Source organism: Globicatella sanguinis (assembly GCF_002847845.2).
Taxonomy (GTDB): domain Bacteria; phylum Bacillota; class Bacilli; order Lactobacillales; family Aerococcaceae; genus Globicatella; species Globicatella sanguinis.
In genome coordinates this window covers 56,301-78,888 of record NZ_CP126962.1, presented here as the reverse complement: position 1 = coordinate 78,888, position 22,588 = coordinate 56,301, and the positions used below count along the sequence as shown (strand labels likewise).

Annotated in this window: 10 protein-coding genes, 1 tRNA gene, 1 other RNA gene and 2 pseudogenes; 5 read left to right on the top strand and 9 right to left on the bottom strand. The window is 37.5% G+C overall.

The genetic code is table 11. From position 1 onward, the window contains the following. Positions 1–219 precede the first annotated feature (219 nt). Together CYJ72_RS00310 and CYJ72_RS11615 are read left to right on the top strand one after the other, a co-directional pair. The gene (locus CYJ72_RS00310; protein WP_284630031.1) at positions 220–438 is read left to right on the top strand and encodes a hypothetical protein; all 219 of its coding nucleotides are present in this window, start codon (positions 220–222) and stop codon (positions 436–438) included. A 358-nt stretch (positions 439–796) separates the two neighbouring features. Beyond that, positions 797–994, top strand: a pseudogene (locus tag CYJ72_RS11615) (tyrosine-type recombinase/integrase); the annotation flags it as partial. Positions 995–1,028: 34 nt separating this feature from the next. Here CYJ72_RS11615 and istB read toward each other — a convergent pair. Together istB and istA are read right to left on the bottom strand one after the other, a co-directional pair. Beyond that, positions 1,029–1,787, bottom strand: a complete 759-nt coding sequence (gene istB, locus CYJ72_RS00305; RefSeq protein WP_284630029.1) for an IS21-like element helper ATPase IstB — start codon at positions 1,785–1,787, stop codon at positions 1,029–1,031. Next, positions 1,784–3,250 carry an IS21 family transposase gene (gene istA / locus CYJ72_RS00300; protein ID WP_284630027.1) on the bottom strand — a complete coding sequence of 489 codons (1,467 nt, stop codon included), beginning with the start codon at positions 3,248–3,250 and terminating at the stop codon, positions 1,784–1,786. Before istA ends, istB begins: the two co-directional genes overlap by 4 nt. 385 nt (positions 3,251–3,635) lie before the next feature. Here istA and CYJ72_RS00295 point away from each other — a divergent pair, with 385 nt between their 5' ends. Continuing rightward, complete coding sequence (locus CYJ72_RS00295; protein ID WP_284630025.1) at positions 3,636–4,007, top strand: transposase family protein; 372 nt, start codon at positions 3,636–3,638, stop codon at positions 4,005–4,007. Positions 4,008–4,045: 38 nt separating this feature from the next. Continuing rightward, positions 4,046–5,077, top strand: a pseudogene (locus CYJ72_RS00290) (ISL3 family transposase). Between the two features lie 181 nt (positions 5,078–5,258). Here CYJ72_RS00290 and tnpC read toward each other — a convergent pair. The 4 genes from tnpC to CYJ72_RS00270 all read right to left on the bottom strand — a co-directional run bounded on the left by tnpC (position 5,259) and on the right by CYJ72_RS00270 (position 19,325). Continuing rightward, entirely contained in the window at positions 5,259–6,800 is a 1,542-nt protein-coding gene (gene tnpC, locus CYJ72_RS00285; RefSeq protein ID WP_284628775.1) for an IS66 family transposase, read from the bottom strand. A 67-nt stretch (positions 6,801–6,867) separates the two neighbouring features. Continuing rightward, the gene (gene tnpB / locus CYJ72_RS00280; RefSeq protein ID WP_084801928.1) at positions 6,868–7,218 is read right to left on the bottom strand and encodes an IS66 family insertion sequence element accessory protein TnpB; all 351 of its coding nucleotides are present in this window, start codon (positions 7,216–7,218) and stop codon (positions 6,868–6,870) included. Between the two features lie 199 nt (positions 7,219–7,417). Further along, positions 7,418–17,791 (bottom strand): Cna B-type domain-containing protein, encoded by a 10,374-nt coding sequence (locus tag CYJ72_RS00275; protein ID WP_284630024.1) that lies wholly within the window; start codon positions 17,789–17,791, stop codon positions 7,418–7,420. Between the two features lie 595 nt (positions 17,792–18,386). Beyond that, positions 18,387–19,325, bottom strand: coding sequence for a DDE-type integrase/transposase/recombinase (locus CYJ72_RS00270; protein ID WP_284630022.1), 939 nt, complete (start codon positions 19,323–19,325; stop codon positions 18,387–18,389). Positions 19,326–19,999: 674 nt separating this feature from the next. Here CYJ72_RS00270 and CYJ72_RS00265 point away from each other — a divergent pair. Further along, positions 20,000–20,122, top strand: a complete 123-nt coding sequence (locus CYJ72_RS00265; protein ID WP_284630021.1) for a hypothetical protein — start codon at positions 20,000–20,002, stop codon at positions 20,120–20,122. A gap of 62 nt (positions 20,123–20,184) precedes the next feature. Here CYJ72_RS00265 and ssrA read toward each other — a convergent pair. The 3 genes from ssrA to CYJ72_RS00250 form a co-directional block, all read right to left on the bottom strand. Next, positions 20,185–20,550, bottom strand: a transfer-messenger RNA (tmRNA) gene (gene ssrA, locus CYJ72_RS00260). Between the two features lie 75 nt (positions 20,551–20,625). Continuing rightward, positions 20,626–20,698: transfer RNA gene (locus CYJ72_RS00255), tRNA-Lys, on the bottom strand. A gap of 337 nt (positions 20,699–21,035) precedes the next feature. Next, positions 21,036–22,427, bottom strand: a complete 1,392-nt coding sequence (locus CYJ72_RS00250; protein ID WP_284630019.1) for an APC family permease — start codon at positions 22,425–22,427, stop codon at positions 21,036–21,038. Positions 22,428–22,588: the final 161 nt, after the last annotated feature.

The following is a 22,588-nucleotide window of genomic DNA, read 5'->3' as shown; positions in this document are numbered from 1 at the left end:
ACTCGTCATACTAAATATTATCTCACCAATCGCTAATCTGATAAAACTTATAATGAAATAGTTTTTAGAGGAAGGTTGGCATTCCCTTCCTCTGAATTTTAACTAAAATATAGAAGGAAATCAAATGAAAAAAGACAATAAGAAAAACATTACGTGGACAATTATTTTATCTGTGCTGTTGGTATTGAACATTATTTATTTTATATGGGGGTAATAATAATGAGAAAAAACATTGAAAATTTAATTAATAGTGATATTAGTTCATATAGAATATCAAAAGAAACTGGGATACCATACACTACTGTTAATGAATTGAAAAATGGAACACGTTCAATCGACAAAGCAAACTTCTTAACAATTGAAACTTTATCAAATTACTGGGAGGATTTAAATATGAATTTAAAAGAAATTAATTTGAAATTGAAAAGCGATGAATAAATAAAAAATCCCACTCCTTGAACTTTGGCGAGAGCAGGAATGTGACAAGGTGAACTACTTGCTCTGGAATGGAGTGACATTGATTTTACAAATATGACTGTCGATATTAATTAAGCTTTAACTAGAGTGATTGGAAATATATTAATTATCCAATTTCCTAAAAGTGATACTTCGATACGTACTATATCATTAGATCAAACTACTATGGATATCTTAAAACGCTGGCAAATTGAACAAAAATCAATTTTAATGTTAACTGGTAATCGTTCTAAAAAACAATTAGTTTTCCCTGTGAATTCCACCAACAAATTTATGACAAGTAGCCAACTTAGAAAAAATATTCTAAAAGCTCAAAAAAAAAGCAAATCTTCCACAGATTACTGTACATGGTTTAAGACACACACATTGCTCATTACTTTTTGACGCTGGTATAAGTATAGAAGTTGTTAAAGAAAGATTAGGACATTCTAACATACAAACCACAGTGAATATTTATACTCATGTAACTGTTAATCGTAAGTGTATATGTCAAATGAAAAAGGGACTACTTTGCTGACGAAAAAGGGACCACCTTGCAGTGGTAATAGGAGCTAATCTTCTCCTTTCTCTAGTCCCTTTTTCCATAGGCTTGTTTGCTTCATTCTGTAACTTTCTCCTCGCATATCTACCACATGGGCTTTGTAAGCGAGACGGTCGACAAGCGCTCCTGTTAAAGTAGGATCTTTAAAGCATTCTTGCCAACGATCAAATGTTAAATTAGTGGTAATAATCACCGATCCCTTTCCTATCTGATTCGATAATAAATTAAAGATAAGTTCAGCCCCCGATTCATCGAAGGATAAATAGCCAAGTTCGTCGATAATCAATAAATCTACCTTCTTTAAGCGCTGCTTAAAACGATAAAATTGACTCTGAGTGACGGCCTCTTTCATCTGGATGACTAGATTAGGGGCGTTGACAAATAAGACATTATAACCCTTTAAACAAGTTTCCATCCCTAATCCAATACTGTAATGGGTCTTACCCGTTCCTGGATTTCCTATAAAAATGGCATTCTCCTTTTCTTCAATAAATTGTAACGTCTTTAAGTTCCGTAGTTCCTTTCTAACAGGCTCCTGAAAGACTGTGTCATCAAAGTCCACCAAATACTTCTTCTGATTAAATTTAGCCGCTTTGATTCGCCTTTGATGACTACGGTCCCGTCGATGCATCACTTCTTCATTCAACCATTCTTCGATGGCCTCTTCAATGTTCAATCCTCTGGCTTGATACTCTTTTATTAATTGCTGGTGATTCTCTTTAAGAAAGGCCAATTTTAGCTCATTAGCTGCTTCAACAATCTTCATCATATGACTTCCTCCAAACCGAAAAGGTCATTGAATTGATGAAGAGTCTGCTGAGTCTGCTGGATGATGGCATCTTGACTCGACTCCATTGAGGGCTCTTCTAGTGAAGAAAGAAGGCTGGCTTCAATGGTTTGAATGCGAACCTCAGGATTTAAAACTTGATATTTTTCAAGTAGTTCTAGGAAATCTCTTGGTTTATCGCTATAATATTTCTCATAGAGGATTTTCAAATCAGGGTTATACTTCAATGCATGTGAATGCTTTAATGCCCCCGGCTTCTTTTTCAAAGTTTTGATATAGTGGAAGATATCGAGACAGAAGCCTTGAGAACCCTCTATTTTTTGATGCCTAGCGACCTCTTGATCATTAGAATAGATAACTAAGCGGTCATGATAGGCTTTCACTTGGACAGTTTTTCCAACTAGGTAATCGGGTACTGAATACTGATTGCGTTCATAATGAATAGCGGAATAACGATTTACCTTTAGTTCATGGAAATCTGCTAATTCAAAAGGTGGGCGATAAGATAAGAGCTGTTCCTTTTCGGCTTCTATTTGGCTACTTTCATTTAGTTTTACCAGTTGGGATTGGAGATGGTCACAAGCTGTTTCTAAACTATCGAACTGATAGACTTTGGTGAAACAAGCTTGACGCACCTTTTTAACCCTGCCTTCTACTGTTCCTTTCTCATTACCGCTGAAACAATTGGTGACGTTGATATCAAACCCATAATAAGTAGCTAATTGAATCAGACGAGCATTCAACTCCTTTTCACTTTTGCCAATAAATCTTGAAACAACGTTACGCATATTATCATAGACAACTTCTAAATAAACACCTCCTACCTGTTCAAAGAAGCGAACATGTGCGTCTTGAAAAACATCTTGTTTCTGATGGGTATATAAATAAGCCCAATAATAATCGGAAGCTGGGCTGGCAAAGACCGCTAGGTAAAGTGTTGTCACCTTTCCATTGATTTCCAGCTTAACTTCTCCAAAGTCAAATTCAACTCGGGATCCTAATTCATACTCTTGGCGTATAAAAGCCTCCTTAGCCTTTTTATTCAATTGTCCCCAATAGTGAGCGACCGTTCGATACTTAATATCATAGCCTTCCTCATTGAGTATTTCAGCGACAGCTACGGCAGTTAGAGCTTGTTTATGTGAACCTAATCTTTTTGTTTTCTCTTTTTCTTCTTCAAGCAACTCCTTCATTCTTGCCTCTACTTCTGGAGTAAAGGCTGTTTTCTTTCGGTTAGAGCTATCATACTTTCTCTTTAACACTAATTCCTTTGTGGCACGTTCAAGGGCTTGGTCGTCTTCAGCTTTGCCCAGTTTAACTAGCGTCTCGTCATAAGCATCACAAATTTTTCTGACTGTTTTTCTATCTACCTCCAGTTTACGACTAATTCCTCTTTTAGTTTCTCCTCGACGATAACAACTGATAATTTCAAATTCAAGAGTCATACTTAACACTCCAAGCAACCTCCACTATAAAAATTCTATCTAAATATTATAGCGGATAATTGACTGCAGGTGGTCCCTTTTTCGGCTGCAATTCTTTCGATTTTTGGCCCCTTTTTAGAATACAATAAACAGTAAGATTGAAACAGCTGAAAAATTTGCTGAATTCATGAATGGTTATAATTTAAACTTATTATTATAAATTCGAAATGACTACCAAATTGACTACCATCACTAGCAAATATTAGCTAGTGCTAGACAAGTAAAAAAAGGTTCTATAATTTTTAGTGCTGGTGGCGAAATCACCAGCACTATTTTTATATACAAAAAGCCCGTGATTTCCTCTATAATTAAGTTGCACACAAAAATATAGAAAGTAGGAAATCACATGGCTACATACAATAATACTAAAATTTTACTAGGAATGGAAGACCTTAATATCAATATAGAACAGAATGATTTTGAAGAAGAATGCTATTTCTCCGTTCATCAATTTAAAAGTTCTACTAAAAAAATGCTTCCTGTCTCAAAGGCTTTTAAAAAAGTATTAACCATTACAGGAACTCTAAAAAATCCGCCTAAAGCGTGTCCTCATTGTGGTTGTCGTAATAATGGAACGAAAGATATGATTGATTATGGATCTTATAGGACCGTCATCCTAATTGGACAATATAACCTTCAACCGGCTTATCTTAAACTGACTAAACAACGATACCTTTGTAAACATTGTCAAAAACAACGATTTCTCAAACCAACTTAACCAAACAGTACTGTACGATTTCATCACCCTTAAAGGTAATGATTCTTCAAAAATTAGGTAAAACGAAACCCATCAAAGATATTGCTGAAACCTGGAATGTTTCGTCTCATACGGTACTACGTCAATTGAAAACCTATAGTTATCAATATAATACCAAGCCCACATCACTACCCAAACATACAGCGATTGATGAATGTAAATCCGTGAAGAATGTGAAGACGGCTATGTCGTGTATTTTAATGGATAATCACAAACATATTGTAGTGGATGTCTTGGAAAACCGAACACAAGCTTTTTTATATGACTATTTTATGCGTTTTTCTAGAGCGGAACGATTGAAAGTTAAAACCATCACGATGGATATGAACGGGGCGTTTAAAGACTTTCTTCCCTCGATTTTTCCAAATGCCGTCGTGGTCATCGACCGTTTTCATATCGTACAGTTGGTGACAAGGGCTTTAAATCAACATCGGATATAAGTGATGAATCGTATAAAATCGAAAAACAAACCTGATGCGAATAAGTTTAAGCGATATTGGAACCTATTATTAAAAGATTGGAATGAGTTGGCGTTCGAAGAGTATAAGAAATATTCATTATTTAAGCAAGCGATTCATGAAAGAGGCATTGTCGATTATTTATTATCAAAAGATTCAACCTTAAATCTCTGTTACCGTTTGATTCATGAAGTAATGGATGCTATTAAGGAACATTCCTATGATCAATTCATCCATGTATTAGAGGAAAGCAAGAAATATCGCCTCCCTAGAAAAATACGAACGGCATTTAATACTTTATATCATTATCGCCATAATATAAAGAATAGCTTAACCTATACGCTATCAAACAGTTGTGTGGAAGGAACAAATAATAAAATTAAAGTCATTAAACGAATCAGTTATGGATATCGAAACTTCTACCACTTAAGAAGTAGAATTATATTATCGACTGCTCAAAATAAGGTGAAGAATGAAGCTTATCGTCCGCTGTTATTTACTGAAGAAGATGCCATTAAAAAATATGAAGAAGAATACCAAAAACAATTAGAAATGCAAAATAAGATAGCTTAATTTCAGTAAAAAAAAGCACTTGAACAAGCGTTCAAGTGCAACTATTACCATTTACCAAAATTACTTGGCTTAGAGCCACTAAATTATAGTAGAATTGTAAGCGCCCAATAGCCAAGTATATAGAAACCGGCCCCTCAACACTCTACAATAGGTGTTGAAGGGCCAGTTTCAGTCTTTTTAATTATTTAATGGCCTGACAGGCTTCCTTGACCTTCGAAGACCAAGGCAAATAAGCCTCGAGTGCTTCAAAATTTTGCACCGGAAGTTCAGGAAGCTCCTCAAGTAAATATTGAAAATAAGACGGAGGATGGATACCATTAAGCTTCGCACTCTCATAGAGACTGAGGATCCCCCCAGCCGCTTGGGCTCCCTGAATGCTTTGGCTAAACAACCAGTTCTTGCGCCCAATTACCAGTGGCTTGATTTGTCTCTCCGCTCGATTATTGCTCATCTCTAGTCGACCATCTTCAAGAAATTGACGGAAGAAAGGCTCATGTTTGAGAGCATAGGAGATGGCCATTCCCAGCTTGGTTTGAGGTAAGGCATTCAAAGTCTTGACCCAATCAAAGAACTCGTCAACTTGTCTTTGAAGGCAAGTTTGGCGCCAAGTCAAGCGTTCCTCAGGCGTCAGCTCCTTCCAATTCTGTTCGAATTGGAAAAAGGAATCGCACCATTTAACCGCCTGATAAGCAGGATGATGCTTAGACACTTTAGCTGGCAGGGCTTCAAAGAATTTCCGCCTTAAATGCGCCCAACAGCCACTGACTTTAACTTTCTCCTTGCATAGGTTGACATAGGCACCATACATATCTGCATGAAGGCTGCCTTCAAAATCTGGACCCAATAGGTCAAGAATGACTTGGCGTCCTCTGCCTTCATCAAATTGATAAATAATTCCCTGTTCTGGGGTGTCCTTGCCACTCATGAGAAGCCAAAAATAATTCTTCGCTTTTTGGCTCTCTAATACCCGATAGCTGGTTTCATCTGCGTGGAGAACTTCTTGTTGACGGAGCTTGTTTAAAAGTAAGTCACAGAGGTTCTGGAAATAATATTGATAGGTGCGAATGTGCCAACCGCAAATCGTATCCCGACTTAGGGGCAGATTCATTTGTTTCCATTCCTGTTCTTGACGATAAGCGGGTAACTTCAAGCCATATTTTTGATGAATCGTTTGAGCGATCAATGATGCAGACCCCAAGCTATTGTTGAGGGGAGCTTTAGGAACGGGAGCCTTCACGATTTTGTCATTGGCCCCCTCTTTTTGAGTGCAACCCTCGCATTTATAAGAAGCTTGTTTATGAATGATTCGTTTCATATGAGCAGGAATGAAGACAAGCTCTTCACGAACAGCACTAGCCCCTATCTGTTTCATCGATTCCCCACAGTCTGGACACTGGCAGTTTGAAAGTTCGTGTAGCTTTTCTTCGGCAGGGAACTGGTCGAGAATCGCCCGCTTGATCCCTTTATTCTTCTTTGCTTTACGCTTATGAGCCTTCACTTCTTGGACGATCTCTTCTTCTAGTTCTAGGTTGTCTAGAGCTTCCTGCCAATCCTCGAACAGACTGGTTTGTCCAGGTTGAGGCGCTGTTTCTTTCTTGCGACCAAACTGTTGGTTCATCATCAAACGAAGCTGTTCTTTCAACCATTCAATTTCACGTTCTTGTGTTTCAATAATATCGATTAGTTGTTCAGGTGTCTGCGTCTCGATGGATTTGATGTCCATTCCCGGACCTCCCTTCTGTTCAAATTTCTTTGATTATAAACCATGTAAACGATTTAATCAAGTTTTTTCACATTGTGTAAGATCCTTCCAATGATTGAACGGATGGTTCGATCAGAAAGCCATCCATAAGCTGAATGAGTTGGTGACGGTCAATTTCCTTCAGTGATTCCTCCTGTCTAGGCCAATGAATTCGGCCAGATTCATAGCGTTTATACAGTAACCAGAAACCTTGGCCATCCCAATAAAGAGCTTTAAAGCGGTCAAGCCTGGACCCGCAGAAGAGAAAGAGATTCTTTTCAAAGGGATTTAATTGATAATCATTTTGAACGAGAGCAGCCAGAGAATCAACTCCCTTGCGTAAGTCTGTCCGACCAGTCATAATGTAATAGCGTTTAGCAGCATCGAGATTAATAATCAATCAACCACCTCCATAAGTTTTAACTTAATCATACAGGAGGTGGTTGGGCTGTGATACGTACCTGGTTATTCGGCGCTTACGTAGAATTCAATGGCATATTCATTTGATGCGTAAAAAAAGATGTCAGTGAGATTTACTCACCAACATCAAAAACTGTAGAACCCGTTTTATAAAACTTATCTACTTATTCAAGTGCTTGTTACTCTTTATTGCGTTTGAATTTAACTGATAATAAGAAACTTATACCGATTACTAAGGTCACAACTCCAAACCACATAAATGATTCTTCACCTGTTGCTGGTAAATTTGAACCTGGTTTTGAAGGAGTTCCTGGTTCTTCCGATTCATCCGCGTCAACAGTGTTAACAAAGACTGGAATATCCCCATTAGGTGTATGATAAGTGATATTTGCGATTAATTCTTCGCCTTCACTTACTACTTCAACTGTGACTTTGTACTCACTATTATCATAAGTGACTTCGTCATCATTACCTTGTAACTCACGGATTGTGTACTCATAAGTACCAACCTCTGTAAATCTTATCGAATTAAATTGAACGCTTCCGTCTGCCGCATTATTAGCAGTTCCAATCACATTACCATCTTGAACAACGACAAACTTAAATTCATTATCTTTTAGTTTTCTTCCTTCAAGTTCTTTATGAGCTTGTAGGTTAATAGTAACAGATGGTTCTGATGGTTCTGATGGTTTGTACGTATTCGTGATCACTACTACTCCATCTACTAATTTAGTAGTTTCTTCGTAGCCCTCTGGAACACTGACTTCTGCAACTGTGTAGACAACAGCTTCACCACTCGCATTCACTGCTAGATCTGTCCATGTATATGACCAGTTGTTTGCTTCATCAAGGACTACTGGGTCGCCGTGATTTTGACCATCTGCGATTAATTGTACCTCGATACTGTCTGGTCTTAAACCGTCACGGTTTTCTTCATCGTTCCATACTTTATTCACCGTTAAGTCTCTAACTTCTGGTGTATAAGTATTTGTCAGAATGATATTTCCATGATCGTCATTATTGACTGTGACTTCATATCCTTCTGGTGTATCTATCTCAACAACTGAATATTCAATAGCTTTGCCGTCAACTTTTAATGGTAAACCTTCCCAGGTTGCTGTCCAGTTATTCTCAACATTCAATTCAGCTGTTTGACCTTCAAGTGCTACGCCATCAGCTACCAATTGAACTTGAATTTTTTCAGGACGATTACCGTCTTGATTATTACCATCTTGCCACTCTTTAGTGACCGTCACAGAGGTTTCTTCTGGTGTGTATTTATTCGTTATCATACCTTCAACAATTTCTGTTGAGTAATTTTCGACTGTGTCTTCTGTAATCGTGTATGTAATTTCTACACCGTTTTCGAAGACAGGTAAGTCTGTAAAGACATGTGCCCATTCATTTGCTTCTGATAATTCAACAGAATCAATTTGAGTTCCATCCGCTAATAAATTAGCTGTGATACTATCAGGTCTTAAACCATCTTGGTTATTCGAATCGTCCCAAACTTTACTTACTGGGATATCAGTCACTGCTGGTATATGAGTATTCGTTATAACATTCACACCATCCACAACTTCTTGGGTTGCTTCATAACCTTCAGGAACTTCTGTTTCTTCAACCGTATATTCAATGGCTGTTCCTGCGGCATTGACTGGTAATTCTGTCCAAGTGTGTGCCCATGCATTTTCTGCATTTAATTCAACGGGTTCACCTAAAGCTTCGCCGTCAGCCAATAGTTGAACAAGCACACTTGTTGGACGTAGACCATCTTGATTGTCTGCATCATCCCATACTTTTCTAACGTTTATATCCTTGACTGCTACATTATGAGTATTCGTTACCGTAATGGTATTCTCTTCAATTGGACTAATTGTTGATGTATACCCTTCTGGTAAGTTAACTTCTGCAACTGTGTAGACAACAGCTTCACCACTCGCATTCACTGCTAGATCTGTCCATGTATATGACCAGTTGTTTGCTTCATCAAGGACTACTGGGTCGCCGTGATTTTGACCATCTGCGATTAATTGTACCTCGATACTGTCTGGTCTTAAACCGTCACGGTTTTCTTCATCGTTCCATACTTTATTCACCGTTAAGTCTCTAACTTCTGGTGTATAAGTATTTGTCAGAATGATATTTCCATGATCGTCATTATTGACTGTGACTTCATATCCTTCTGGTGTATCTATCTCAACAACTGAATATTCAATAGCTTTGCCGTCAACTTTTAATGGTAAACCTTCCCAGGTTGCTGTCCAGTTATTCTCAACATTCAATTCAGCTGTTTGACCTTCAAGTGCTACGCCATCAGCTACCAATTGAACTTGAATTTTTTCAGGACGATTACCGTCTTGATTATTACCATCTTGCCACTCTTTAGTGACCGTCACAGAGGTTTCTTCTGGTGTGTATTTATTCGTTATCATACCTTCAACAATTTCTGTTGAGTAATTTTCGACTGTGTCTTCTGTAATCGTGTATGTAATTTCTACACCGTTTTCGAAGACAGGTAAGTCTGTAAAGACATGTGCCCATTCATTTGCTTCTGATAATTCAACAGAATCAATTTGAGTTCCATCCGCTAATAAATTAGCTGTGATACTATCAGGTCTTAAACCATCTTGGTTATTCGAATCGTCCCAAACTTTACTTACTGGGATATCAGTCACTGCTGGTATATGAGTATTCGTTATAACATTCACACCATCCACAACTTCTTGGGTTGCTTCATAACCTTCAGGAACTTCTGTTTCTTCAACCGTATATTCAATGGCTGTTCCTGCGGCATTGACTGGTAATTCTGTCCAAGTGTGTGCCCATGCATTTTCTGCATTTAATTCAACGGGTTCACCTAAAGCTTCGCCGTCAGCCAATAGTTGAACAAGCACACTTGTTGGACGTAGACCATCTTGATTGTCTGCATCATCCCATACTTTTCTAACGTTTATATCCTTGACTGCTACATTATGAGTATTCGTTACCGTAATGGTATTCTCTTCAATTGGACTAATTGTTGATGTATACCCTTCTGGTAAGTTAACTTCTGCAACTGTGTAGACAACAGCTTCACCACTCGCATTCACTGCTAGATCTGTCCATGTATATGACCAGTTGTTTGCTTCATCAAGGACTACTGGGTCGCCTTGATTTTGACCATCTGCGATTAATTGTACCTCGATACTAACTGGTCTTAAACCATCACGGTTTTCTGCATCGTTCCATACTTTATTCACCGTTAAGTCTCTAACTTCTGGTGTATAAGTATTTGTCAGAATGATATTTCCATGATCGTCATTATTGACTGTGACTTCATATCCTTCTGGTGTATCTATCTCAACAACTGAATATTCAATAGCTTTGCCGTCAACTTTTAATGGTAAACCTTCCCAGGTTGCTGTCCAGTTATTCTCAACATTCAATTCAGCCGTTTGACCTTCAAGTGCTACGCCATCAGCTACCAATTGAACCTGAATTTTTTCAGGACGATTACCGTCTTGATTATTACCATCTTGCCACTCTTTAGTGACCGTCACAGAGGTTTCTTCTGGTGTGTATTTATTCGTTATCATACCTTCAACAATTTCTGTTGAGTAATTTTCGACTGTGTCTTCTGTAATCGTGTATGTAATTTCTACACCGTTTTCGAAGACAGGTAAGTCTGTAAAGACATGTGCCCATTCATTTGCTTCTGATAATTCAACAGAATCAATTTGAGTTCCATCCGCTAATAAATTAGCTGTGATACTATCAGGTCTTAAACCATCTTGGTTATTCGAATCGTCCCAAACTTTACTTACTGGGATATCAGTCACTGCTGGTATATGAGTATTCGTTATAACATTCACACCATCCACAACTTCTTGGGTTGCTTCATAACCTTCAGGAACTTCTGTTTCTTCAACCGTATATTCAATGGCTGTTCCTGCGGCATTGACTGGTAATTCTGTCCAAGTGTGTGCCCATGCATTTTCTGCATTTAATTCAACGGGTTCACCTAAAGCTTCGCCGTCAGCCAATAGTTGAACAAGCACACTTGTTGGACGTAGACCATCTTGATTGTCTGCATCATCCCATACTTTTCTAACGTTTATATCCTTGACTGCTACATTATGAGTATTCGTTACCGTAATGGTATTCTCTTCAATTGGACTAATTGTTGATGTATACCCTTCTGGTAAGTTAACTTCTGCAACTGTGTAGACAACAGCTTCACCACTCGCATTCACTGCTAGATCTGTCCATGTATATGACCAGTTGTTTGCTTCATCAAGGACTACTGGGTCGCCGTGATTTTGACCATCTGCGATTAATTGTACCTCGATACTGTCTGGTCTTAAACCGTCACGGTTTTCTTCATCGTTCCATACTTTATTCACCGTTAAGTCTCTAACTTCTGGTGTATAAGTATTTGTCAGAATGATATTTCCATGATCGTCATTATTGACTGTGACTTCATATCCTTCTGGTGTATCTATCTCAACAACTGAATATTCAATAGCTTTGCCGTCAACTTTTAATGGTAAACCTTCCCAGGTTGCTGTCCAGTTATTCTCAACATTCAATTCAGCTGTTTGACCTTCAAGTGCTACGCCATCAGCTACCAATTGAACCTGAATTTTTTCAGGACGATTACCGTCTTGATTATTACCATCTTGCCACTCTTTAGTGACCGTCACAGAGGTTTCTTCTGGTGTGTATTTATTCGTTATCATACCTTCAACAATTTCTGTTGAGTAATTTTCGACTGTGTCTTCTGTAATCGTGTATGTAATTTCTACACCGTTTTCGAAGACAGGTAAGTCTGTAAAGACATGTGCCCATTCATTTGCTTCTGATAATTCAACAGAATCAATTTGAGTTCCATCCGCTAATAAATTAGCTGTGATACTATCAGGTCTTAAACCATCTTGGTTATTCGAATCGTCCCAAACTTTACTTACTGGGATATCAGTCACTGCTGGTATATGAGTATTCGTTATAACATTCACACCATCCACAACTTCTTGGGTTGCTTCATAACCTTCAGGAACTTCTGTTTCTTCAACCGTATATTCAATGGCTGTTCCTGCGGCATTGACTGGTAATTCTGTCCAAGTGTGTGCCCATGCATTTTCTGCATTTAATTCAACGGGTTCACCTAAAGCTTCGCCGTCAGCCAATAGTTGAACAAGCACACTTGTTGGACGTAGACCATCTTGATTGTCTGCATCATCCCATACTTTTCTAACGTTTATATCCTTGACTGCTACATTATGAGTATTCGTTACCGTAATGGTATTCTCTTCAATTGGACTAATTGTTGATGTATACCCTTCTGGTAAGTTAACTTCTGCAACTGTGTAGACAACAGCTTCACCACTCGCATTCACTGCTAGATCTGTCCATGTATATGACCAGTTGTTTGCTTCATCAAGGACTACTGGGTCGCCGTGATTTTGACCATCTGCGATTAATTGTACCTCGATACTGTCTGGTCTTAAACCGTCACGGTTTTCTTCATCGTTCCATACTTTATTCACCGTTAAGTCTCTAACTTCTGGTGTATAAGTATTTGTCAGAATGATATTTCCATGATCGTCATTATTGACTGTGACTTCATATCCTTCTGGTGTATCTATCTCAACAACTGAATATTCAATAGCTTTGCCGTCAACTTTTAATGGTAAACCTTCCCAGGTTGCTGTCCAGTTATTCTCAACATTCAATTCAGCTGTTTGACCTTCAAGTGCTACGCCATCAGCTACCAATTGAACCTGAATTTTTTCAGGACGATTACCGTCTTGATTATTACCATCTTGCCACTCTTTAGTGACCGTCACAGAGGTTTCTTCTGGTGTGTATTTATTCGTTATCATACCTTCAACAATTTCTGTTGAGTAATTTTCGACTGTGTCTTCTGTAATCGTGTATGTAATTTCTACACCGTTTTCGAAGACAGGTAAGTCTGTAAAGACATGTGCCCATTCATTTGCTTCTGATAATTCAACAGAATCAATTTGAGTTCCATCCGCTAATAAATTAGCTGTGATACTATCAGGTCTTAAACCATCTTGGTTATTCGAATCGTCCCAAACTTTACTTACTGGGATATCAGTCACTGCTGGTATATGAGTATTCGTTATAACATTCACACCATCCACAACTTCTTGGGTTGCTTCATAACCTTCAGGAACTTCTGTTTCTTCAACCGTATATTCAATGGCTGTTCCTGCGGCATTGACTGGTAATTCTGTCCAAGTGTGTGCCCATGCATTTTCTGCATTTAATTCAACGGGTTCACCTAAAGCTTCGCCGTCAGCCAATAGTTGAACAAGCACACTTGTTGGACGTAGACCATCTTGATTGTCTGCATCATCCCATACTTTTCTAACGTTTATATCCTTGACTGCTACATTATGAGTATTCGTTACCGTAATGGTATTCTCTTCAATTGGACTAATTGTTGATGTATACCCTTCTGGTAAGTTAACTTCTGCAACTGTGTAGACAACAGCTTCACCACTCGCATTCACTGCTAGATCTGTCCATGTATATGACCAGTTGTTTGCTTCATCAAGGACTACTGGGTCGCCGTGATTTTGACCATCTGCGATTAATTGTACCTCGATACTGTCTGGTCTTAAACCGTCACGGTTTTCTTCATCGTTCCATACTTTATTCACCGTTAAGTCTCTAACTTCTGGTGTATAAGTATTTGTCAGAATGATATTTCCATGATCGTCATTATTGACTGTGACTTCATATCCTTCTGGTGTATCTATCTCAACAACTGAATATTCAATAGCTTTGCCGTCAACTTTTAATGGTAAACCTTCCCAGGTTGCTGTCCAGTTATTCTCAACATTCAATTCAGCTGTTTGACCTTCAAGTGCTACGCCATCAGCTACCAATTGAACCTGAATTTTTTCAGGACGATTACCGTCTTGATTATTACCATCTTGCCACTCTTTAGTGACCGTCACAGAGGTTTCTTCTGCAGGAAGTGTGTGGACAACTGAATTGCTAGGTGATAAAGGTTCTCCTGAATAACTAACATAGAATTGATTTAGAGCGCGGGCACTGAATAAATCAGCGTCAAATTCAGGAGCCTCCATCGGAATTAAAACCTCTAAATTTGTATACGACGGTAATTCAAAATCACCCGTTTGTTCTACCTTTACTGCCGTGACTTCTGACCAATTATTAACCGATGTCGACCATCCTAAGCCATCCCATGCCGCATTCGCATCATTTGTCGGCTGAGGATCAGTTGAATAATAAACATTAAATTGATTAGTAACATCCTCACCTTGAATTTGAATAGAGACCGGCCCTGTGACACTACTGCTAAACTCAGACCCTAAAGAATCACCCACATATGGTAACGGGTCATAAATTTTAAGTTGTGTAATCGGACTGTTATAGAAGTTTCTCACTTGTAAATTGTATGCAAAATTTCCATCATTCGAATCCGGTGCAGCAAAATAAGTTTCAATCTCATCCACCCAATTTCCACCGCTTCGGTCTTCTTCTGAACGAATAAATTTTCTACTTGTAATCGAATCTGGAAGTTGACCTAAAACTTTTGATTTTGCGTGTAGGATTAAGTCATCTGTTCGACCATTTTGATTGATATCATAAATATCAGTGACAAAATTATCTGAATTAATTTCATTCATAAAATCATCCGGTGTATCAAGGTAGAAATAAATATGATTGTCATTATTCAAATTACTTAATGTATTTCCCGCAGATTCAACTTCAGCATTTGATGGAATGATTTCATCATTAAGAAGTACATTTCTCAGGTAAATATTGAACCCACCTAAATCTCCAGCCAGATGATCTTTGAATCTGATAACTATCGCTGTACGTCCCGTATTCGCATAGTTATCAATGACTTCATATGATTCGATAAAAGGAGGCGTGTTATAAAATCCAGTAACAGTCAATTTTTCATCGACAGTTAACCCAGGTGGTAATATATCCACAAGTGTTGGGTTAATCATCGGACGTGCTAGAGAAATGTTAGAACTATTTACAGAAAGTCTAAAGTTAATTCTTTCCCCCGGTGTGCCTGTCTGTTGATTCTCAGTAGCTTTATTTATTGTCATTGATTCAGACAATGGAACAAATCGATGCTGTGCACTTGAACTAAAATCAATTTGCTGTGTATTTCCAGATTGATGTTTATAATTCCCAGTCACATTAGCTACATTATTAATATCTGTCTCTTCAGTATATGGAACATTATAAGGGTCTTTAAACTTCATATGAACTTCAAAATCAACATGTAATCCTGGTACCAATTCGTACTCTGGCGGCAGAATTATCTTATGCCTAACAAATTCCGGTGAAACTTCAGGCACATCATTCATAGTCATCGAGCCATTCTGAACAGCTGTTACATATCCTTGGATGGCTGCATCTGTTGATTCGTTAACATCTATTGTACCACCATTATGGGTAAAGTCTTGATACGATCCATCAGCACGAAACGCCCGAATCGTTACAGGTAAAGTTTTGGCATCTCTTAATCCTCTTTGAAAAACAGTTGTTATACTATGTAAATAAAGTCTACTATCATAATTCTCACTATCTTCGTCAAATTCGATGTCTCTAATTGGAGACGATAATTTATTTGCTAAACGCACATTATATTTAATGTCTTGAGAGAATAAGCCGTTGCGATCGTGTGGGATAGGTCCCCCTATCGCCCTCTTAGCGAACATCCCAGCTCCAAAAAATTCATTCCCACCTAATTGAAATTGAATCTCATCTTCTAAAACATACTCTTCTTCCCCATTCATTCCGGGATTATATGGAATAGCGGTCACTTGTACTTTATTAGTCACACTGTCTTCAGTGTTCGCCGGGAAACCTGGAAATGATAGATTTAAGCTAATTGTTGGATACACCTCATTGGCAATATCAGATCGGTAATCCTTTTGCCAAATATTTTCCCCGTATTCAGCAGTGTAAGTGACACTGTGATCCTCTTCATTATAAACCCAACCCGGGTTTGCTTCTGGGTCAAACTGAGCATAAATTGTTTCCCCATTTTCATTTGTATAAGATGGTAGGTAATCTTTAATCGTCGTACTTTCAATATGTCGACCATCAACACCTAAACCATTAAGTGAGTAAAAGAATGGAACAAGCTCAGCCTCTCCGTTTTTGATAGTCATAGTCTCTTGATCTAGATTTCCACCAAATAGTACTTGATTATCTCGATTATTCGCTAGATCACGACCGCCAGCATACTTTGTGACGCTCATTTCATTATATGTAACACCATATTCATGGTCTACTTTACGACTTAGCTCGTTAGATTCACTATCATAAAGAACGGCATAAGGTTCGATTGTATAATCAATCGGTGTGAGTCGATCTTTAAAACTAAAAGAGTAAGGAATCTTAATTCTTGTTGTACTATCGATATCATCGAAATAAACTCTAATAATGCTTTCGCCATTCTCTTCACGTACAGGCTCTACTTTTTGGATAATTCCAGTTCCTCTTGGAACTGAAAAATAGTCTAGAAATGTCTTTTGATCAAGTGGGAGTTGACCTTCACTCAACTCAGCTGGAGCATGAATATCTAAGTAGGCACCGACTAAAGTTTCCGTTAAGTTACTTCCATCAATAACAATTTGAGACGTAATCGTCTCCGTAGGATTATAAGTTGTCTTGCTTGGAGACTCAATAGATAAGATATTAGCTTCAATCAGTTGAGCTAAACTTTCGGGTGATTCAGAGCCTGGGTTAATCTCAAATATTTTTGAATTATCACTTTCTAATTCACGTTGAGTAAGAATTGCGATAACTCCAGCGGTATTATTCCCAAACATACTTTGAGAATACTGAACTGTTGCGCCTGAATCTGTACTTTCGGTGATACTGATGAGTGGAGTATTTGAAAAAGCTCCAGCTCCTATATGGGAAACAGCTGAATCAATCACTACATATTGGATACTTGAATTATAGAACGCATAATCCCCAATAGATTGAATTAACCCACTGATTCTAACTTCACGAAAATCCACATTTTCAAAGGCATTATTAGTAATACTTGTGACACTATCAATATTAATGATTAAATCTGTGTGGACTTGTGATTTCTGAATTCCTTTCTCTGAAAATCCAAGAATTTGACCACCTTCAATAATAAAATCCTCTGTTTGGAAAGGTGCAGTTAAGTCATATTCTTCAGTTTCTTCTGATTCACTTGACTCTTCTGATTCACTTGACTCTTCAGATTCGCTCACACTCTCCGACTCTGGATTTTCAACGGGCGGTTCACTTTCATAAGAAGTTTCCTCTTTTTCAGGTAGAACAACTTCTTCCCCTATGTCACTATCGAATTCCTCAGTGCTTTCACTTTGAGGCTCACTGTATTCAAGTTCAGTGCTCGTTTCAAATAACGATGGACTCTCAGTATATTCTTCAGCAGCAACAAAAGCTGGTAAGATTATATTTAAAATCATTATTAATACAATAAAAATTTGCATCATTATACCCCATGTGGATTTATTGCTTTTAACACTTTGTTCATTAAATTTCATATCCAAACTCCTCTCTTTAATTTTCTTTTTATACTAATAATTAAGCTGCCTAGTTCCATGTTAGATGATTAAAGAAATTGTCCTTCTGGATCTTCTCTCTTTATATTAGCCCCCTTCCTTTTAGACATATTTGAATATGTTATATGCTATATTCAGATTTGATTATGATTTAAAAACGCTATCATTAATAAGCAAAAAACATTACATTTAAATAAATTGATATTAGCGTATAGCTATATTCACATGAACGCATTCATTAGTTTATTCTGTCGTTCATTATTATTAAGCCATATTCATATTGAAATTGCAATAGTAAAAAAACTTTTTTACTCAGATGAAGTTAATATATATCTACAATTAAATGATTGAGCCTTGATGAATCATATCATTATAGATTAACACAGAAGTTTGACAATTTCAAATACAAAAAGTTCTGCTAAGCCTATTGTAATGTACAGAAGTCAAACATTTGTGACAATCGCTTATAAAGAGTTGCTTAATCAGGATAGCGAATAGCCATCAAGTTCATTTAGCCTGTCAAGGACATCCTTTTCCTTGATAGGCTAAATGAACTTGGTATAATGGCTCGCTATGATTAAGCGACTTTCTGATATTCTTCTACCACTTGGTTTGGACTCTTAAACCCAAGTGTCTTCGTAACGACGTTATTCTGACGTCGATAATAACGTTGATGCGCTTTAACTAACTCTTCCACACTTCTGAATTCCCGCTTTTGATAAAAACGTTCCGTATCCATTCGATGACTTCGTTCTACTTTACCATTCTGCCACGGATTATACGGACGTGTCTTCAGAGACTTAATGCCTTTTGATGCCAGAATATTTTCGAAAATGGTCTTGGGTGCACTCGAATCATCACCATTCGTAAATTCTTTCCCATTATCCGTTTGAATACAGTCGATCTTGAACCCCAATCCTGCTTCTAACTCGAGTAAAAAATACGCTGTATGCGTCACACTTTTCTCGTCTACAATCTTACAGTATCGCTTTCGTGAATACTCATCGATTGCCGTTATCTGATAATATCTAATCCCTCGTGTATCAAACTTTAAGCATTCTCTTGGTACATACTTAATATCAATCTGTACTTTCTCCCCGGGATAACTCACCTCTATCGGTTTCCATTTTGATTTGGGATACCGTTTGACTGCTTCTTCCGTGTTTTTATGCCATCCTTGTTTGCGGATTATTTTACACATCGTTGTATAATGTCGATGATAACCTTGCTTCTGGCATTCGACATACACTTGAGCCAAGCCTTCGTGACCGTATCGTTGATACTTTGTTCGGACTAACTGAAGTTCCTCAGCTGTATGTTGATTAGGATGAGTTAGAGGGCGTCTACTTTTCGCTCGAAGACTCTCCCAACTCCCATCATAACGCTCAACCCATCTTGAGATTTGTTGGCGAGAGGTATGATAACGACGCGCTGCTTGGGCATAGTTTCCGCATTTTACCGCATATTTCACGGCGTTCTTTCTATATCGCATTTCTTCTGTTATAATTGATTTCATAGAGAGCTCCCTTTACAATGTTGTGTCCTAACTTTATTGTATCAGAAGCTCTCTTTTTTGTTTATTCTTTTGTCACATATGTATGATATCCTAACAAAAAGTTCTGCTAAGCCTATTGTAAGGCTGTTTTTTGTCAATTCACTCACTTTGTTGTTGCGTACAATTCGAACAATGTGTTGTAAAATCACTAAAGAATGTGATTGTATGCGTGTGAAAACAGTAAAATCAACCAACGGGTCTATTTCCTATTTGATCATTTGGGATATCACGAAAGCGGATGGTAAACGGTCCACAGAAATCGTAAAAATTTTAGGGAATCATTAGACAGTGAAGAAGCTGCAACCTGAGTGAAGCCTATGGACTATGCCAAACAGGTAGCCAGTGAAAAGACCGAGGCTGAGGCTAAAGGGAAAGTCCCCATCTGTATATGTTAACTTAAAAGTGAGCCACTTTTGATAGAAAATAACCCTATTAAATAATAAATAGGGGGGAATATCAGAAGTGTTTGAATTGAAAGAAAACAAACGATTATAAAACTCTACCTCGATGGGTTAACCAAAAGAAAAATTGCTTTACTCACGAAGAAATCTAGAAATCCTGTTGATAAATATATCCAGGAATATAAAAGAAGCAAGAATGAAGATGTTCGTGATCTTCCTATTGCAGAGGATATTGTGAAACGACCAACTTATAAAAAAAGAGTCGGTAGACGCAGAGTATTATCAGAATCAATTGAAGTGATGTTACGTGATATCTTACGTGGTTTAATTACAACAATTTCATACAAAATAAAATAACTACCGCACAAAAGCCTATTGTATCAAGCTTTTTAACAGTAGTTATTTTGTAATATATTAGAAAGTGGAGATGAGGAGATTCGAACTCCTGTCCAAATATCTCGTCACCAACGAGTCTACGTCAATAGTTTATCCATTTAAGATTTAGCTACTGCATAGCCGACAAACAGGCATCCGCTATCGCGAGTCTGATAATCTCTTTTTAACTTACAGACGGAAAGTTAAAACGTATCCCACTAAATTTGAGACCACGATCTGAGTACATGGGCGATACCAGGGTGATCTTCGCTGCAGGTTTTTAGGCTGCTAAAGCGAAATTATTGTTTTGATTGTTTGCAGTTATATTTAACTGTAGCGTTTTTAGGAAGTCGCTGCCTTCCTGACGCTTCATTAGCTCGAACAATACCTGTCGAAACCATGACATCCCCTTAATATTATATCTTTATTATAATACATAAAAGCAAAAAAGTCAATTATAGTCAAATTGGCTTCTGTGCTAAGACTGGGCTGTGAGGGGATCGAACCCGCGACCCACTGATTAAGAGTCAGTTGCTCTACCGACTGAGCTAACAGCCCGTTACAAAAATATATTATATACCTCTAAGCTATCAATTGCAAGTTCTTTTTTAAAAAATAATTGTAGTTAATATAATCACATTATCTGATATAAAGAAACTGGGCAGAAAAGGTAGAAAATCATTCGATTATCACTTCATCTGCCCACTACTGCATATTTTGAAACCACTCAACCTCTGCGCTTTTAATTAACGACAATAGTTTGACTAAATTTATCCACTTTATGTTCAACCTCTACACTCACCCACTTGAAGGCCCAATTTGAGTTCCCTCAACCACCGCACTATAAAAAATTGGAACTAACGGTATTTTTTAATTGGTCCAACTTCATCGTCTATCAACATTGGTAGCTTTGTTGTCGCTTAGCGTATGACCAAAATAACAATATAAATAAGATTCCCACTATCGACGTAATCAAGGCCGCTTTAAAATTTAGAATAAAATTACCAAGTACGATTACTAAAATGCCTAAAGTCGCAAATAATGGTGCGATGATTCCAAAAAATTTATTTTTAATTTGTCCTTTTTTATATAATTGGAAGACTAAGTAATAAATCGGTAATAAGCATAAATTGTTAAAGACTACGGCACTTTCTGAAATATCTGAGTTAGGCAACCATTGATATTTAAAAACAAAGTAGTGAATCACTAACCAAAGAAGATTGATCACCATTACTAACAGTGTCGAATGAGTCGATAATTGATGTTGCGGATGTAATTTTTTTAATGATTCGGACTTTAACCAACCTTTTTCAGCCATCGCTTGAGGTAAACGAATATTAGCTAGAAACATACCATTGGCCACTCCTAAAACTGAAATAATCACAATGATAATTAACACATTCCCCAAAGCTCTACCAAAGATCATATTAAACGCAAAATTAACTGAATGGTTGCCCGTCGATAAAATAAACGTTTCGCCTAAAATATTATTTAAACCGACAAAATAACTGATATATAAGACTAAAATAAAAATAGGTCCTAGTATATAGGCCAATGGTAAATTACGTTTGGCATTTTTTAATTCTGGTGCAATATTCGTGACCACATTCCACCCATCAAAGGTGAATGCTAAAGGAACTAATGCTGCTAACCAACCAAAGCCTACATCTCTTGGTTCAACGATTGGTAAATTAGAAGGAATTGCTGGTATCGGCTCTTGCCAAATTAACCCCATTATCATAATAATAATTAACGGAACGACTTTGATAAAGGTTGAAAGGCTTTGAAAGAATCCGGCTAATTGTTTCGAATAATAGTTCATGATTGCAATAATAAATAAGTAAACAATCGTTAATATAATTTCAGCTTCAAAACTCGCATTGGGCTTCAATAAACTTAATGTATAGGACGCAGCGACCCAAGTGACCACCGTTGTGATGACGGGAATATAGATAAAGGACTGGAACAAGCCTATGACAGTGGCAAAGGTCTGATTATAGTATATTTCAGCATACCCGGCCAGTCCGCCACTGGTAGTGGTTCTTAATGCTAGCTGTGCCAATGTTAAACTTCCAAAAACAATGTTAACAGCACCTAATAAAATAACTAGGACTCCTAAGGTAACATTGCCGCCGGTAAATGACAAAATATCATCTGCTTTAAAGTAAATTCCCGATCCCACTACGGTTCCGACAATCATCGCAATAGCCGTTAATAATCCAAAAGTTTTATTTTTCTCTTCCAATCCTTCACCTTCTACATCCATATTTAGCTGATAAAAATTCAATTGACCGCTTCTAAAAACACCTAAATAAAAAAGTGATTGCCTTTATTTTACAATCATTTTCAAATAATTCCTGTTAGTCTTTACCAAATAAAAACTCGATTAACAATCGAGTTTGAATAACCAGCCTGCTACTCATTAAGGAGTTTCCTTAACCGTTCAGC